The 15125-nt window shown below is 51.9% G+C and carries 9 protein-coding genes and 2 pseudogenes; 8 read left to right on the plus strand and 3 right to left on the minus strand.

All coding sequences use genetic code 11. From position 1 onward, the window contains the following. The first annotated feature begins 202 nt into the window (after window positions 1-202). Window positions 203-2257, plus strand: coding sequence for a PAS domain-containing protein (locus IPJ88_11020; protein ID QQR88765.1), 2055 nt, complete (start codon window positions 203-205; stop codon window positions 2255-2257). Between the two features lie 4 nt (window positions 2258-2261). Here the strand turns inward: IPJ88_11020 and IPJ88_11025 are convergent. The 3 genes and pseudogenes from IPJ88_11025 to IPJ88_11035 form a co-directional block, all read right to left on the minus strand. After that, window positions 2262-3537: pseudogene (locus IPJ88_11025) on the minus strand (adenylosuccinate synthase). A 54-nt stretch (window positions 3538-3591) separates the two neighbouring features. Continuing rightward, window positions 3592-5182: pseudogene (locus IPJ88_11030) on the minus strand (phosphoglycerate dehydrogenase). Window positions 5183-5417: 235 nt separating this feature from the next. Continuing rightward, a complete protein-coding gene (locus IPJ88_11035; protein QQR88766.1) occupies window positions 5418-7484 on the minus strand; it encodes a protein kinase in 2067 nt (688 codons plus the stop codon). 151 nt (window positions 7485-7635) lie between these two features. Between IPJ88_11035 and IPJ88_11040 the strand changes: the two genes are divergently transcribed. The 7 genes from IPJ88_11040 to IPJ88_11070 are packed head-to-tail and all read left to right on the plus strand — an operon-like array spanning window position 7636 to window position 15125. Then, window positions 7636-8265 (plus strand): cytochrome c3 family protein, encoded by a 630-nt coding sequence (locus tag IPJ88_11040; protein ID QQR88767.1) that lies wholly within the window; start codon window positions 7636-7638, stop codon window positions 8263-8265. Then, the gene (locus IPJ88_11045) at window positions 8262-10628 is read left to right on the plus strand and encodes a molybdopterin oxidoreductase (GenBank protein QQR88768.1); all 2367 of its coding nucleotides are present in this window, start codon (window positions 8262-8264) and stop codon (window positions 10626-10628) included. The genes IPJ88_11040 and IPJ88_11045 overlap by 4 nt, the downstream gene beginning before the upstream one ends. Next, window positions 10597-11202, plus strand: a complete 606-nt coding sequence (locus IPJ88_11050; protein QQR88769.1) for a 4Fe-4S dicluster domain-containing protein — start codon at window positions 10597-10599, stop codon at window positions 11200-11202. Before IPJ88_11045 ends, IPJ88_11050 begins: the two co-directional genes overlap by 32 nt. Window positions 11203-11216: 14 nt before the next feature. After that, a complete protein-coding gene (nrfD, locus tag IPJ88_11055; protein ID QQR92021.1) occupies window positions 11217-12620 on the plus strand; it encodes a polysulfide reductase NrfD in 1404 nt (467 codons plus the stop codon). Next, window positions 12617-13171 carry a DUF3341 domain-containing protein gene (locus IPJ88_11060; protein ID QQR88770.1) on the plus strand — a complete coding sequence of 185 codons (555 nt, stop codon included), beginning with the start codon at window positions 12617-12619 and terminating at the stop codon, window positions 13169-13171. Before nrfD ends, IPJ88_11060 begins: the two co-directional genes overlap by 4 nt. After that, the gene (locus IPJ88_11065; GenBank protein QQR88771.1) at window positions 13168-13815 is read left to right on the plus strand and encodes a cytochrome c; all 648 of its coding nucleotides are present in this window, start codon (window positions 13168-13170) and stop codon (window positions 13813-13815) included. The genes IPJ88_11060 and IPJ88_11065 overlap by 4 nt, the downstream gene beginning before the upstream one ends. Next, window positions 13812-15125 carry a quinol:cytochrome C oxidoreductase gene (locus tag IPJ88_11070; protein ID QQR88772.1) on the plus strand — a complete coding sequence of 438 codons (1314 nt, stop codon included), beginning with the start codon at window positions 13812-13814 and terminating at the stop codon, window positions 15123-15125. Before IPJ88_11065 ends, IPJ88_11070 begins: the two co-directional genes overlap by 4 nt.

A 15125-nucleotide genomic window follows, 5' to 3' on the forward strand; every position in this document is an offset into this window, starting at 1 on the left:
TTTAAGTACAACGGGGTGGTTTCGGGCCGGAAAATCGCTTGGCTTGTGAAATCCGATGAAGTGGCGTCGAAAAAATAGCAAATAGAGTTAAAGTTTTTTGTTCCAATGTCGACACCTCCGCGCTCGCGAGTCATGCTTTAAATACCTTCGTGGAATGACCAAGAATTTTCGGCGAATCTTTCAAAGTGCGCTAAGATAGTAGTTGAAGAGGTGGAATAAGTTCGGTTTATTTAACGATAGCCACCGAGAAACAGACGGCGAAAAGCAATACGGAGATCCCATGTCTCAGGACGTGCACTACCTAAAAAAAGAGCTTTACGAACAGCTAGAACGTAGCCCTGAACTATTTGATTTTATTCAAGCGGGTTCCTTGGACGGTATTTGGTATTCGAACGTGGAAGATCCAAACGAGGAGTGGATGAGCGACGAGTTTAAGGCTTTGCTTGGCTACGAAGAGGATGAAATACCCAACGCGACATCATGGCGAACGCAGAACATTCATCCAGAAGACTTTAACGCTGAACTAAAGGCGTATCGATTGCATTGTGCCAATTCATCCTTTCCCTATGACCTTGTGCTTCGCTATAGGCATAAAACCGGTTCCACCGTGTGGGTGCGTAGCCGTGGGATGGCTATTCGTGATGAAGCAGGCAAAGCGATTCGTTTTTTGGGAGTCCATACCAATCTTACTGCGCTAAAAAATGCGGAAGAGCACGTGGTTTCTGTTCTGGAAGACTTAACGCTTGCCAGAGATGGCGCAAAAGAGCGCTATGCAAAACTGATCACGGTGATCGACAAGGCTCCTGTTGGAGTTCTTTTGACCACGGAGGATTTGCGTATTGAGCTCATGAGCGCGAGGGCTGCGCAAATTTACCAAATTGAGGATGCGCCGTCGGCTGCTGGCCAGAGTGTGTTCGAAGTATCCCCCTTCATAAAAGCCCAAAGAAGTTTTTATGAAAAAGCCCTTGAGGGTGAAGATGTTCAGCTGCTGAATGTAAAACAACAAATCAATTTCGAAGACAACTACGTTAACTTTCACTTTAGCCCTGTGCGAAGCCAGGACAAAACTGTGGGTGTACTGGTTGTGATGGAGAACGTTACCGAAGGTAAGCGGCATCAATCGCTTTTGGCACGCTCGGAACGGATGGTTTCCGTCGGTACGATGGCAGCGGGAGTATGTCATGAAATCAACAACTCGCTGGCGGTTGTTGTTGCCAATCTTGATTATTTAGCAAAGGAAGTTCGTGACCTTTCTGGAAAAATTTCGGTTGCACGTTCTCAGGAACTGAATGAAGCACTTGTAGAGGCGCAGGACTCTTCAGAGCGGATTCAATGTATCGTGCGAGACCTACGCACCTTTTCCAAAGCAGATGGATCAAAACCGGTTGTGGTTGATGTACACCACTCGATTGAAACTGCAATCAATATGAGCCTTGGAGAAATTCGCCGTACAGCAAAATTGGTGAAAGATTTTGGAACGCCACCGGAGGTCATGGCGGACGAGACCCATCTCGTGCAGATTTTAGTGAACCTTCTCGTCAATGCCGCACAATCAATTAAGAGTGGTGCGGACAACGCGATACGCATCGTGACAAAGAAAAGCAGCAGTGGCTCTGCGATCATCGAAATTCACGACACCGGTGTTGGTATTTCCAATGATGTTCGAAAACGTATTTTTGACCCGTTCTTTACCACCAAAAGCGATACCCAGGGGACGGGCTTGGGCTTGTCTGTTTCCCGTGGCTTGGTCGAAAACATGGGAGGAACCCTTCACTGCAAGAGTCAGCCGGGCAAGGGCAGCACTTTCTTTGTTGAATTACCCGCAGCGAATAAAAAGCTGGTTAGTGCACAGCCTACGCAACGTCCTGCTCCACAACAACAAGCTGACAGGGGCAGGGTCTTGGTCATTGATGATGATAAGACCGTGGCGTCTGCGATGTCACGTGTGCTTCGTGCGGAACATGATGTCGATGTTGTGAACGCGGCAAACGATGCCCTCATGAAGATACGATCCGGTGAGCAATACGATGTCGTGCTGTGTGACCTTGTCATGCCAAAAATGACCGGTATGGAATTTTTTGATATTCTTACCCATGAGTCCGAGGAATGTGCCAAAAAAGTCGTTTTCATTACCGGTGGCGCTTCTTCTCGTGAAGCACATGCTTTTCTCGATCGAGTAAGCAATCAGCGTTTCTACAAACCTTTTAATCCAAGGCAGCTTCGAGATTCGGTAAGAGCAATGGTTCCGCACACCTAAGGTGTCACGCGAAGGCTGACTGGAGCACGATGGACTGTCGTCGCGCAGGGCCAACACTAATTAAGCCATAGTCTCGTCCAACAAGCGCTGAGATGCGGTCAAGATATGCTCGTGCAGCGCTGGGCAGTTGCTCCAGTTTGGTGCATCCAGAGATGTCTTGTTGCCAGCCTTCAATCGTCTCGTAAATGGGTGTGACACTACCAAGAGACTCGCAGGGAAGGTGCTCGATACGCTCTCCGTCTAAATCATAGGCAACACAAAGTTGCAGTTCATCAAGTCCTGAGAGCACATCGAGTTTGGTTAGCGCAAGCTCGGTGATTCCGTTGACCTGCACAGCATAGCGTAGTGCTGGAATGTCGAGCCATCCACAGCGTCGTGCTCGACCGGTGGTGGCTCCAAACTCATCGCCTTTTTCTCGTAGGGCTTGGTTTTTTTCATCAGGGAGCTCCGTGGGGAAGGGGCCCTCTCCCACACGTGTGGTGTAGGCTTTTGTGATGCCAATAACTTTCTCGATGAAAGTTGGGCCAATGCCTGCTCCAGTGCAGGCTCCTCCGGCAGTGGTCGATGAACTGGTCACGTACGGGTAGGTGCCGTGATCGATATCAAGGAGTGTGCCTTGGGCGCCTTCAAATAGAATTTTTTTCTTTTCGGCGACGGCGTCAAATAGGACTTTTGAGGTATCGGTAATGAGCGGTGCGAGTGTTTTGCCATAGGCGCTAAGCTCGCTTAGCAGTTCGGTGAGATCTGGAAGCTTCGCGTTGTGTTTTTCAAGGAGCGGCTGCCAGTTGCTAAGGTTTTGCTCCAGAAGCTCTTTGAGCCGAGTGGGTTTAAGCAAGTCGCGCATACGCACCCCGCGTCGAGCTACTTTGTCCTCGTATGCTGGTCCAATGCCTCGCTTGGTGGTTCCAATTGCGCTTGGTCCGGAATCACGGAGGGCATCGATCGTTTTGTGATGCGGAAGCACGATGTGTGCACGATCCGAAATAAGAATACGAGCCCGGTTGAAGTTGGTTGATTCTTCGAGAAGCTCAATTTCGTGCAGTAAAACCTCAAGGTCGATGACCGTGCCCTGAGACAACATAATGTAGGGGCTGAGGATGAAGGGCTCCTGAGGGAACGAGATGAAAGACGTGCTTTGTGCTGCCTACGACAAGGGTATGTCCCGCGTTAGCGCCACCTGCGTAGCGCACCACCATGTCGGCGTCTTTGGATATAAAATCAACGATTTTCCCTTTTCCCTCGTCACCCCATTGAGCGCCAACGACGATTGTAACTGACATGGCAATCCTTTAGAGCTGGTGCTCCCGCCAAAATGTAAACTGTTTTTCGCGTGCTTATAGCCGAACCGCTAGCACGGAACGTACGTTGCTGAGCTTGCGCAACTCACTGAGTGTAGATTCTGTGACATCGCTGTCGACATTCCACACGGAAAGGGCAAGCCCTCCCTTTGACTCAAGACCAAGCTGCATCCGAGATATGTTTGTTTTTGCTTTTCCAAGCACGCTACCCACGGCACCAATTACGCCGGGCTGATCCTCGTTTAGCATGACAAGGGCTGAGCCTTCGAGCGCTGCATCGAGCTCGTAGCCATCTAAGGATACTAGGCGAGAATCACCTTTGACGCCCAGTACGCCGGTTGCGCGATGCTCTCCTTTGTTCCCGCTGACCAAGACTTCAACAGCATTAGCAAAGCTGCTGTGAGCTTGTTCTTCATAGACTTCCGAGACGCGAATGCCGCGCTCTTTGGCCTGGTAGGGTGCGCCCATTGAGTTGATAGGTTCATCCAAAAAGCCCTGCAAGTAACCTGCGATTGCCGTATGAGCAATGGGCCGAAGTCCAAGCTTTCCAGGCTCACCCCAACAGGTGATTTGTATTTTGTCGATTTCAATGGGTTCCAGTTGCCCAAGCAAAAGACCCATGCGCCTTGCTAAATTAATGTAAGGATTTAAGGTCTCAGCGATTTCTTTATTGATAGCAGGAACGTTGATTGAGTTGAGCACAGCGCCATTACGGAGATAGTCAATGGCCTGCTCGGCAACCTGAACGGCAACGCGCTCCTGAGCCTCCGAGGTCGAAGCCCCGAGATGCGGGGTGCAAACAACGTTGTCGAGCTTTAGCAAAGGATGGTCGGCCGAAGGAGGCTCCTGCTCAAACACATCGATGCCGGCGGAAGCAACTTTGCCCGATTCGATGGCGCGCCAAAGCGGCTTCGTCGATGATGCCGCCACGCGCAGCGTTTATGATAATAACGCCGTCTTTCATTTTCTTGAAGACATCGTCGTTGATAATGCCCTTGGTTTCAGGCGTTTTTGGCGTGTGAATCGTGATGAAGTCGGCGCGTTCATAGAGAGCCGGTAAATCCACGCGCTCAACACCAAGACTCGCAGCTTTTTCATTGCTGATCATTGGATCGTAAGCGATGACTTTCATGTGAAGGCCTTGTGCACGATCGGCTACGATGCGACCGATGTTGCCCAGGCCAATGACACCCAAGATCTTGCCCGCAACTTCGCGTCCTTGGAATTTATTTTTTTCCCATTTGCCTGCACGCATGGATGCGGTGGCTTGAGGAATCTTTCGGGCTGCTGAGAGCATCAAGCTAATGGCATGCTCAGCGGTGGTCACCGTGTTTCCCGTGGGCGTATTCATCACCACAACCCCGCGCATGCTGGCTGCAGGAACATCCACGTTGTCGACCCCGATACCGGCACGGCCTACTACTTTGAGACGGGTAGCCTTAGCCAGTACCTCTGCATTGACGTTGGTTGCAGAACGAATCAGCAAACCATCGTAATCAGCGATTTTGGCGCAGAGTTCATCGTGCGAAAGGCCTGGTAGGTAGTCGAACTCAACCCCTTCGGCTTGTTTGAGGACTTGGAGCCCAACTTCACTAAATTTGTCGGAAACTAGTATGCGTATGGTCATATTCACCCGGGCTCGAGCTACACCCAGCTGAGCCTAGCGTCAAGACTAAGAGGCCTGAAGTGCCTCATGCAGAATAACTCCCGTCGTCAGTTTGGGATATTGTTCCGTCAACAAACGCGCTCGCACGGTGTTGCCCACCCGCTCGACTACGTCTGTTTTTTCACAAGAGGTTACCGACTCTTGTTGCAAAAACTTCCTTGTCCTCGGAAAAATCTCGCTTCACTGACTCGGTCCGCTATCCTGCATCAGGCCCTTGAAGGCTGATACCGCCAAGGTGAATGAGCAAAATGAGTGGTGCGCGAGGATCGACTGGGCTCTCCCCACTGTACCGGCCGACGAGACGCGTTAGTTCGCTAAGCGGGCGAGATCGGTCCAAGGCGTGAAGTACCAGTTGCAATTGGTGCGGAAACTGACTTTGCGCGAGTTTCTGCAGTACCTCAGGATGCGGAACGACAAGTGCTGAGCCACGCGTATCTTCTAAAGTCGTATCAAGCTTTTGCTCGAGACGTCTTGCGATCCCTTCAAGCAAAACGCCCCAAGCATCGAGACCGAGAGGGAAACCACTCGGTGGCGCCTCAACATCACTATAATAGGAGCAGGTTCCAGACTCCCAGGAGAAAAGATCGATGAGCTTTTCTCTTACTTGTTCTGCGATATGTTGGAAGAGTTGCACCGGTTCCACCAAACCAAGCGCTGCAAGGGTTTCGCCTAAGCGACCTTCAAAACGCGGCATCACTGCCAGGGCCATATCAAGCTCTCCGCGGGAAATGACCTGTTTGCCAACGAGGTATTCCCCTAAGAGTTCTCCCGCTAAGTTTGAGCTGACGTATTCGGGAATACCATCGCGCAAATAAATTTCTTTGCGTACGCTCCCGAGCTCGCACAGTAAAAGTCCGCTCTGCTTGTCTAACGCAGCATGGCCTAAGATCGGAATGATTCCTCCGCCGGCCAAGGAATAATTGGCATCTGGCTTGGCCGTGGTGGTGAGGCGTTTCGTGATGGGTGTTTTACTGTCTTCACCGCCGGGTAAATGACGAGCGATATGCCTGGCAAGATCCGGCACCATTTCAATAGGGCGATAGGTCCCGCGGCCCACATCCACTTCATCGGATGCAGAAATCCGACCAGTTGCGATCGCTTCCACCATTTCGGCGTAAGTCCATGGGCCAAAATCGATGCCGTCCTCGGTCCGAACGCGATAGCGCAAGATAGGTACATCATGGGTCTGCACCCCTGATTCAAGCTCGAAGGTCATGGGGGTTGTGTCTGCATACGATGGTGCGTCGGCAGAATGAGGCGCAGGAGGCGTTGGCAAATCCAAGGTGACGCGCGACTCTCGTGAGGCACGTGCATCCCCTGTGATGTCCGACAAACGATCGCGAAGAAGGTCGGCAGGACTTTTGATCCCAGCCAGAAGTGCTTGTCGGAAATCTTTGGCATGCTGGTAGCGTGCTCTGGGATCTTTGTGCAGCCCTTGGATAATCGGTTGGGTGAGTTCTTCAGGTATTTTTGTCGCAAATTCCAAAAAAGGATGGATTTGCGCGTCGCGAATGGCGAGCAGTACACCAAGTTCAGTGCCTGCTGAAAAAAGAGAGCGTCCCATTAATAGTTCTGCTGCAATCGTAGCTGCTGCAAAAAGATCGCAACGACGATCGGCTATTTCACCGCGGACCTGCTCCGGGGCAAGATAACCCAGTTTGCCGCGTGCGCTCTCGTTGAGCGGCGCCTGAGGGAACTCTTTTCGTAGTTTGGTCCGAGCGATGCCGAAGTCACCGAGTTTCACGTCGCCGTGCACTGAAAGAAGGATATTCGACGGGCTTATGTCGTAATGGACGATATCAAGTGCTTTGCCGGTCTCATCGCTTGCGCTGTGAACAGCCTGCAGTCCCCGCAACAATTCGGAGACGATATAGATCGCGATCTCGGGTTCCAATTGAATGCTGTGGGTTTTTGTGTAGTGCTGAAGTTGTGAGAGGTTGACGCCGCGGACATACTCCATCACGAGGTAAGGGCGACCGTCTTCTTCGCCTTCAGAAAACATCTCCACGACGTTTTTATCGTGGATTCGCGATGCAAGGCGTGCTTCTTCCTTAAACATCGCGCGCGCCATTCCATCCTCGGCCAGAGTCGGAAGCATGCGTTTTACGACAACGATTCGCGCTTCACCTGCGGTACGAGGCTCTTCTGCCCTAAAGACTTCGGCCATACCGCCGACGGCAATGCGTTCCAGCAGTGTGTAGTGCCCAAAACGTGTCCGCTTTGGAGGTGGCGGGGGTGGCGATGGCGGTCGAGTTGTACGCACGTCTTAGAGTGTACATTGTCTTTATAGTGTTTGTCAGATGAAAGAAGCATCGGGGGCCTTGACGTGTGGGATGTTAAATCGGATATAAGCGCGCAGAAACTATCGAGAATCGTAGATTCCTTTGCAGCGCTAGAGGGTCACGGCACTTCTTATGCAAATTTTCCCACGAAAACTGAACCTTCTTCCCGTGATCGCTGGTATTGTCACTGTGGGGGCTTTGGTCGGTATCACCTTGGGTGTGTGGTACTACTTTTCGCCAAAAAACCTACAAGTCGGCTACGCACCTGAACAGCCGGTCCCCTATAGCCATCGGGTGCATGCCGGGCAACTCGGTATCGATTGCCGGTATTGTCACAGCAGCGTGGAAGTGTCCCAAGAGGCGGCGATCCCTCCGACTCAAACCTGCATGGGCTGTCATGCCATTGTTAAAGCCGATTCAGCTCGCCTCCGCAAGCTCGTGGCAAGTTGGAAAAGTGGCGATCCGATGGAATGGGTGCGCGTTCATAAACTGCCGGAACATAGTTACTTTGATCACAGCGTCCATTTGGCGGCAGGGGTGGGTTGCGCAAGTTGCCATGGCCGGATCGATAAAATGGAAGTCGTCGAGATCACGCAGCCTATAAGTATGAGCTGGTGCCTTGATTGTCACCGCAACCCAGGGCCGCATCTCCGTCCTTTGGATCAAATTACTAATATGGAGTGGGAGCCCAAGCCCGATCAAGCGAATGCTAACGTGGCTTCAGTGGCTCCACCAAAACACTGTTCGGGGTGTCATCGATGAGCGATCACAAGAAAACTTCAGGCAAGGGCAACGATGCGTTGATCGATCCTGCGAAACTGCTTGGGCGACGTGATTTTGTGGCCTTTGCAGGCCTAAGTGCTGCCATTGCAAGCCTTGAAGGCTGTATCCGCAGACCCGAAGAAAAGATTCTTCCTTACACGCATGCTCCTGAATACATGATTCCAGGGGTGCCTTTGCATTACGCCTCCGTGCTTGCGCATCGCGGTGATGCAGTGGGAGTGCTTGTCAAAAGTCATGAAGGTCGTCCCACTAAAATCGAGGGCAATCCTGAGCACCACTCAAGCCTGGGTTCAACCGATGCTGTGCTTCAAGCCGAGCTGCTCAACCTCTACGATGCGGAGCGTTCGCGATCCGTTATTAAAAGCGATGGCCAAGCGAAAAGTTCATGGCAGTCTTTTAGCGATGCTTTGAATGCCGAGCTTAAAACACGTGCAGAAGAACAAGGGCAGGGGCTGCGCTTTTTGTCCTTGCCGAGCGTCTCACCGACCGAGCAGCGCCTTAGAGAAGCCGTCTTGGCGCGCTTTCCCAAAGCAGCCTTCCATGTTTACAGCGCAATCGATCGCAGTGCGACGCACAAAGGAAGCAGCATTGCCTTTGGCAAACCGCTCCATGCCCAGGTTGATTTTGCCATTGCCCGTACCATTCTAGCGCTTGATTCGAACTTTCTGTCGACCGAAGTCGGCAGCATTCGTGCGGCCCGCGAATTTGCCCGGGCACGTCGTGTGTATTCCGAGCACGATGGCATGCTTCGTCTCTACGTTGTCGAAAGTGCACATTCGCTTACCGGCGCCAATGCCGATCACCGTTTAGCTTTGGCTTCAAGTCAAATAGCCAATTATCTCAAAGCCTTGTGTGCTGAACTTAGCACAAGCTATGGGCTTGATTTTGGTCCGCTGACGGCATCTGTTGCCGGTGCAAAAGCCAGCGATGTTCCAGAAAAATGGATCAAAGCTGTTGCCAAGGAACTCTACAATCATCGCGGTCTTGCTCCTGTGCTTGTGGGCCAGGGTCAGCCAGCGGCCGTTCATGCCCTTGCTCACGCGCTTAACAGTGCGCTTGGAAACGTGGGCATGAGCCTAAGCCTTTGTCCGGTAGTAGAGGACATTGTTGAAGAAAAGCAAAACGACCTTGCCACGCTTGTGGCCGACATGCAGTCGGGTCAGGTCAGTACGTTGATCGTGCTCGGCGGCAACCCTGTGTACAACGCGCCAGGGGATCTTGCATTTGCAGATGCTCTTTCCAAAGTGAAGTTTAGCGCACACCTTTCAACTCATTTCGACGAGAGCTCGGAGAAATGCACATGGCATCTGCCGCTTGCTCATGGCCTTGAGAGCTGGGGTGATTTGCGCGGGCTCGATGGTACGCTTGCGATTCAGCAACCTTTGATTGCTCCGCTCTTTGGTGGCCGCAGCGTGATCGAGTTGCTCGCCATGGTTGCAGGCGAAAAAGACTATCGGGGTTATGGCCAAGTCAGGCAGAGCTTTGCGACTTTGGTAGGCTCATCGGAAAGCAACTGGCGCAAAGCGTTGCATCAGGGTGTCGTTGAAGAGAGCGCCTTTGAAAAAGTGAGTGCGACTGCCGATTTTGCAGCAGTGAACGAGGCGCTTGCAGCACACAAAAATACAGCCGCGCCAAAGGCCGATGCGCTTGAGCTTGCGTTCGGGGTCGACCCCCGGATGGAAGATGGCCGCAACGCCAACAACGCGTGGTTGCTTGAGCTTCCGGACTCCATGACCAGCATTTGTTGGGACAATGCGGCGCTCTTTGCCCCTAAAACAGCCAAAGCTTTAGGCTTGGTGCGTGGCGATATGGTGCAACTAAGCGGCGGAGCCAAACATGACACTTCTGTCAGTTTTCCGGTGTTTTTATTGCCAGGAATGGCAGAAAACACGGCTTTTGTTGCCACAGGCTGGGGTCGTGCAAAGGGCGGTAAGCACGCCAAAGGTGCAGGGTTTAATGCTTCGGCGCTTCGTCAGAGCACGGCCATGTACTTGCGCTCGGGGATGCAAGTAAGTCGCACAGCGAAGCATTACACGCTTGTGCAGGTGCAAGAGCATGCTGAAATGGAAGGGCGGCCTTTGGCGCTGTCCGGAACACTTGACGAGTACCGTGCTCAACCTGACTTTGCACAGTACGAGTCGGTGGAGCCACCTGTGGGCCCGCTCTGGAAAGAGCAAGTGTACGACGGTCACAAATGGGGCATGAGCATTGATCTCAATGCCTGCACAGGTTGCAACGCGTACGATTGCGTGTCAGTCGGAAAACAACATTGCGACCGTCGGCAAAGAGCAAGTGCAAAAAGGTCGCGAGATGCACTGGATTCGCATCGATCGTTACTTTGAACAAAAGGGTGAAGAGGTCGAGACGGCATTTCAGCCGGTGGCGTGTCAGCAATGCGAAGAAGCGCCGTGCGAGAACGTATGTCCGGTCAACGCGACAACACACAGCCCGGAAGGCCTTAACGACATGGCCTACAATCGCTGCATTGGCACGCGCTACTGCATGAACAACTGCCCGTACAAAGTGCGTCGTTTCAACTTCCTAAACTATCACGGTGAGGAAGAGTTCATGGGCGAACCGGATGACGTAAAGCAGATGCAGTTCAACCCGAACGTCACAGTGCGCATGCGCGGTGTAATGGAGAAGTGCTCGTATTGTGTGCAGCGCATCCAGAGCGCAAAAATCACAAGCAAAGTTAATAAAACAGCTCTCAAAGATGGTGACATCCCGCCAGCTTGCGGCCAAGCTTGTCCGTCGCAAGCGATTGTCTTTGGTGATTTGAACGATAAAAACAGTATGGTCGCTAAACTTGCACAGCAACAACGTGGGTATCATCTGCTTGCGGATGTCGGCACTCAACCACGCACACGTTACCTTGCTAAACTTCGCAACCAAAACCCGGAGATGAAGGCATGAGCTATCATCGTCCCATGACAGAAATCGGCGAACGCGGCTTGCTTGACGAAGGCATGGACTTTCATCAGGTCACCGAAGCGGTAAGTCGTGTGACTGAACAAAAGGCCCCGCGCGGTTGGTGGATCTGCTTTTTGATTTCGCTAAGCGCAACTGGACTTTTGCTTGTCACCCTTACCTATGTGATTTGCATGGGTGTTGGTGTCTGGGGCAACAACAGCCCAGTTGCTTGGGGCTGGCCCATCACCAACTTTGTGTGGTGGATTGGTATCGGCCATGCAGGAACGCTGATTTCGGCGATTTTGTTTTTGTTCAGGCAGGGGTGGCGTACGTCGATCAACCGCTTTGCTGAAGCGATGACCATTTTTGCGGTGATGTGTGCCGGTATTTTCCCGGGCATCCACGTGGGCCGTATTTGGTTTGCGTATTACATGTTCCCGATTCCTAACCAGATGAGCATTTGGCCCAACTTTAAAAGCCCGCTGATTTGGGATGTGTTTGCGGTAAGTACCTATTTCACGATTTCCTTGCTCTTTTGGTACACTGGTTTGATTCCGGATCTGGCTACCTTGCGCGACCGCGCTAAAAGCAAAGTACGCAAGATGGTCTATGGCGCTTTCGCGCTCGGTTGGCGTGGCTCACATCGTCACTGGCAGCACTACGAGCGCGCTTATTTGATTCTGGCTGGCATCTCAACGCCGTTGGTGCTCTCGGTTCACTCTGTGGTTAGTTTTGACTTTGCAACCTCGGTGGTGCCCGGTTGGCACACCACGATTTTCCCGCCGTACTTTGTTGCGGGCGCGGTGTTTTCTGGTTTTGCGATGGTGCTCACCTTGCTTGTTATTGCTCGAGTTGTCTTTGGCATGACGGATTTGGTGCGCATGAAGCATCTGGAGCTCATGAACAAGTTCATGCTCGCGACCGGTAGCATGGTGGGTTACGCCTATGCGATGGAGTTTTTCATTGCCTGGTATTCGGGCAATGAGTACGAACGCTACGTCTTCATTAACCGTGCGTTAGGGCCTTATGCCTGGGCTTACTGGACGATGGTAAGCTGCAACGTGATTGTGCCTCAGTTTTTTTGGATAAAGCGCTTTCGTACCAGCATTCCTTTCATGTTTGCTGCTTCCATCTTGATTAATATTGGCATGTGGTTTGAACGCTTTGTGATTATTGCGACCTCGCTGCACCGGGACTATCTGCCTTCGGCGTGGGGTTACTTTAAGCCGACTTGGATTGATATTGCGCTCTACATTGGCTCGTTTGGTTTGTTCTTTACGCTCTTTTTGCTCTTCTTGCGTTGGTTGCCAATGATTGCCATGGCAGAAATCAAAGGCGTGCTTGCCAAAGCCGATCCGCATTTTGAGCATGAAGCAAGTCCGGCTCCAGCAGCGCTAAGCGCTCCGGAGGTTTCAGTATGACTCAAGGTAATACAAAAGCCCCTGCACTTGTTTTGGCTGAGTTTGAAACGCCCAAGGCCCTCATCCATGCGACCGAGGCCTTGCGCGATGCAGGTTACAAAAACTTCGATGCGCATACGCCGTATCCTGTACACGGCATGGACAAAGCCATGGGGCTTCGTGACACGCCGCTGGGCTGGCTTTCCTTGGGTGGAGGGATCACAGGCCTTCTGTCTGCTTTTGCCATGATGTATTGGATGAACGGGGTGGATTATCCGCTTGTGATTGGCGGAAAACCACCGGCTGCGATCCCATCCATGATTCCGGTGATGTTTGAGCTCACTATTTTGCTTACGGGCTTTGGCACCTTTTTTGGATTGCTTCATTTGATGAAGCTGCCGCGCCATCACCATCCAGTGTTTTACTCCGATCGTTTCGAGCGTTTTTCGGATGACCGTTTCTACCTTTCCGTAGCAGCCGAGGATCCCAAGTTCGATGCTTCAAAGACACAAGAGTTCCTGCAGACCTTAGCACCGAGTTATCTGGAGTTAGTGCACGAGGAAGAATCATGAAAACTTCATTTTTCATTTTAGTCTTGGCACTTGGGCTCGCCGCAGGTTGTCGTGGGCAGCGCTCCAAAGAAGCGCCGATTGTTCCTATTCGCAACATGTATCATCAGCCTCGTTACAACCCGCAGGCTGAGAGTCCATTCTTTCAGGACCGCCGCACCATGCGACCCGCTGTCGAAGGAACCGTCGCTCGAGAAATGGAAATTGAGCCGGAAGTGTCGCTCGGGCGTTTCTCAGATGATTCGGGTTATGTCCTTGAGATTCCGGATAGTGTTTCGGCAGGTTTTGCCGGTTGGTCCAACATGATGGACCGAGGACAGAAGCGCTACGCGATTTATTGCGCGCCTTGCCATGGCGCATCAGGCAACGGCGAAGGCATTGTTGTCAAACGCGGCATGCTTCCGCCACCGAGTTTTCATGACCCACGTTTGCGGCATATTCCTGATGGCCAACTCTATGCGACGATTCGCAATGGTCTGGGTAACATGCCGTCCTATCGTCATATGATTCCGGTGCAGGACCGTTGGGCCATCGTCGCGTATGTTCGTGCCTTGCAGCTTAGTCAAGCACCAAGCTCCGAGCTTGCTGTGGTTGAGCAGCCCAGCGATTCGGATTCAGAAGAAGTTAAAAAGGAGAGCTCGCCATGAGCGTAGCAAAGCAGAGCATTTCGTCTTCGGACTATCGAATTCCCAAAGGTGACGTCTTTGCGAGTCTTTGGAAGGCAGCTTTTGCTGTTTGTCTCGTGGGTGCTTTGGGTTGCTTTGTCGCTTACGGATCCAATCCCGAGCGTTTTGCTTTTTCCTATCTCTTTGCTTTTCTTTCCGTGCTTTTTCTCGCTCTTGGCTCGTTGTTCTTTATCTTGATTCAACATCTGACCAGTGCGAGCTGGGGAGTGACGACGCGACGAACGGCTGAGTTTTTTGCGGCTGGCATTCCTATTCTGGCGCTTTTGTTTCTGCCGGTTGCAGCTTCGATATCCACCCTGTACCCCTGGCACGCAAAAGATACGGAGCATCACGTCGCCCAGGCCCATTCGCAGGCTGCCGATCAGGGCGAGCACGGTCATGCAGAGGTGCATGGCAGTCGTCCTCATAATGAAAAAGCTTCACACCTTGCTCACGAAGGCATCGTGGCGAAAAAGACACCGTTTTTAAACGAGTCTTTTTTCCTATTGCGAGCGGGGCTTTATTTCTTAATCTGGATCTTCTTGGCACTTCGAGTGTTTCGTCTTTCAACGCAACAGGACGAGGACCGAGACCTGCGCAAAACCGTCAAGCTTCAAAACATGGCGGCGCCAAGTATTATCCTTTTTGGGCTTTCGCTGACCTTTGCTGCCTTTGACTGGATCATGTCCTTGGAGCCCGCTTGGTTTTCCACGATTTTTGGCGTTTATCTTTTTGCGACATCGGCGGTGGCTATTTTCGCTACGGTGATCGTTGTAACCTTGAGCTTCCGTTCACGCGGTTTTCTAAAAAATGCGGTCAATGTTGAGCACTACCACGACCTTGGTAAGCTGATGTTCGGCTTCGTTATCTTTTGGGCCTACATTGGTTTCTCTCAATTGCTCTTGATTTGTTATGCAGGAATCCCCGAAGAGGCGACCTTCTACCATTTGCGCTGGGATGGTGGAGCATGGCAGCAATTTAGTCTTTTCTTACTAGTCGGCCATTTTTTCTTTCCGTTTGCACTAATTCTTTCCCGCAATGTGAAGCGCACAACCGGTGTGCTCGGTTTTGCCGCAAGTTGGCTGTTGATCATGCACGTCATGGAGCTGTATTGGTTTGTGATGCCTAATGCTCCAACGGGGGGCTTCAGTCCGCATTGGATGGATGTCACATGCTTGTTATTTGTGGGCGGGTTGTATGGTAGCGTCGTGCTTTGGCAAATGACTCGGCACCCGCTTATTCCGATTGGCGATCCTCGCTTGGAACGTTCGCTTCATTTTGAAAACGCGTAG

It is taken from the genome of Myxococcales bacterium, assembly GCA_016699535.1.
GTDB lineage: Bacteria > Myxococcota_A > Polyangia > Polyangiales.

What these genes read in the sequence shown, in the direction of transcription:
- IPJ88_11060 (QQR88770.1), top strand. Translation starts at nt 12,617, where the DNA reads ATGACTCAAGGTAATACAAAAGCCCCTGCACTTGTTTTGGCTGAGTTT.
- IPJ88_11045 (QQR88768.1), top strand. Translation starts at nt 8,262, where the DNA reads ATGAGCGATCACAAGAAAACTTCAGGCAAGGGCAACGATGCGTTGATC.
- IPJ88_11070 (QQR88772.1), top strand. Translation starts at nt 13,812, where the DNA reads ATGAGCGTAGCAAAGCAGAGCATTTCGTCTTCGGACTATCGAATTCCC.
- IPJ88_11040 (QQR88767.1), top strand. Translation starts at nt 7,636, where the DNA reads ATGCAAATTTTCCCACGAAAACTGAACCTTCTTCCCGTGATCGCTGGT.
- IPJ88_11065 (QQR88771.1), top strand. Translation starts at nt 13,168, where the DNA reads ATGAAAACTTCATTTTTCATTTTAGTCTTGGCACTTGGGCTCGCCGCA.
- nrfD (QQR92021.1), top strand. Translation starts at nt 11,217, where the DNA reads ATGACAGAAATCGGCGAACGCGGCTTGCTTGACGAAGGCATGGACTTT.
- IPJ88_11050 (QQR88769.1), top strand. Translation starts at nt 10,597, where the DNA reads ATGCACTGGATTCGCATCGATCGTTACTTTGAACAAAAGGGTGAAGAG.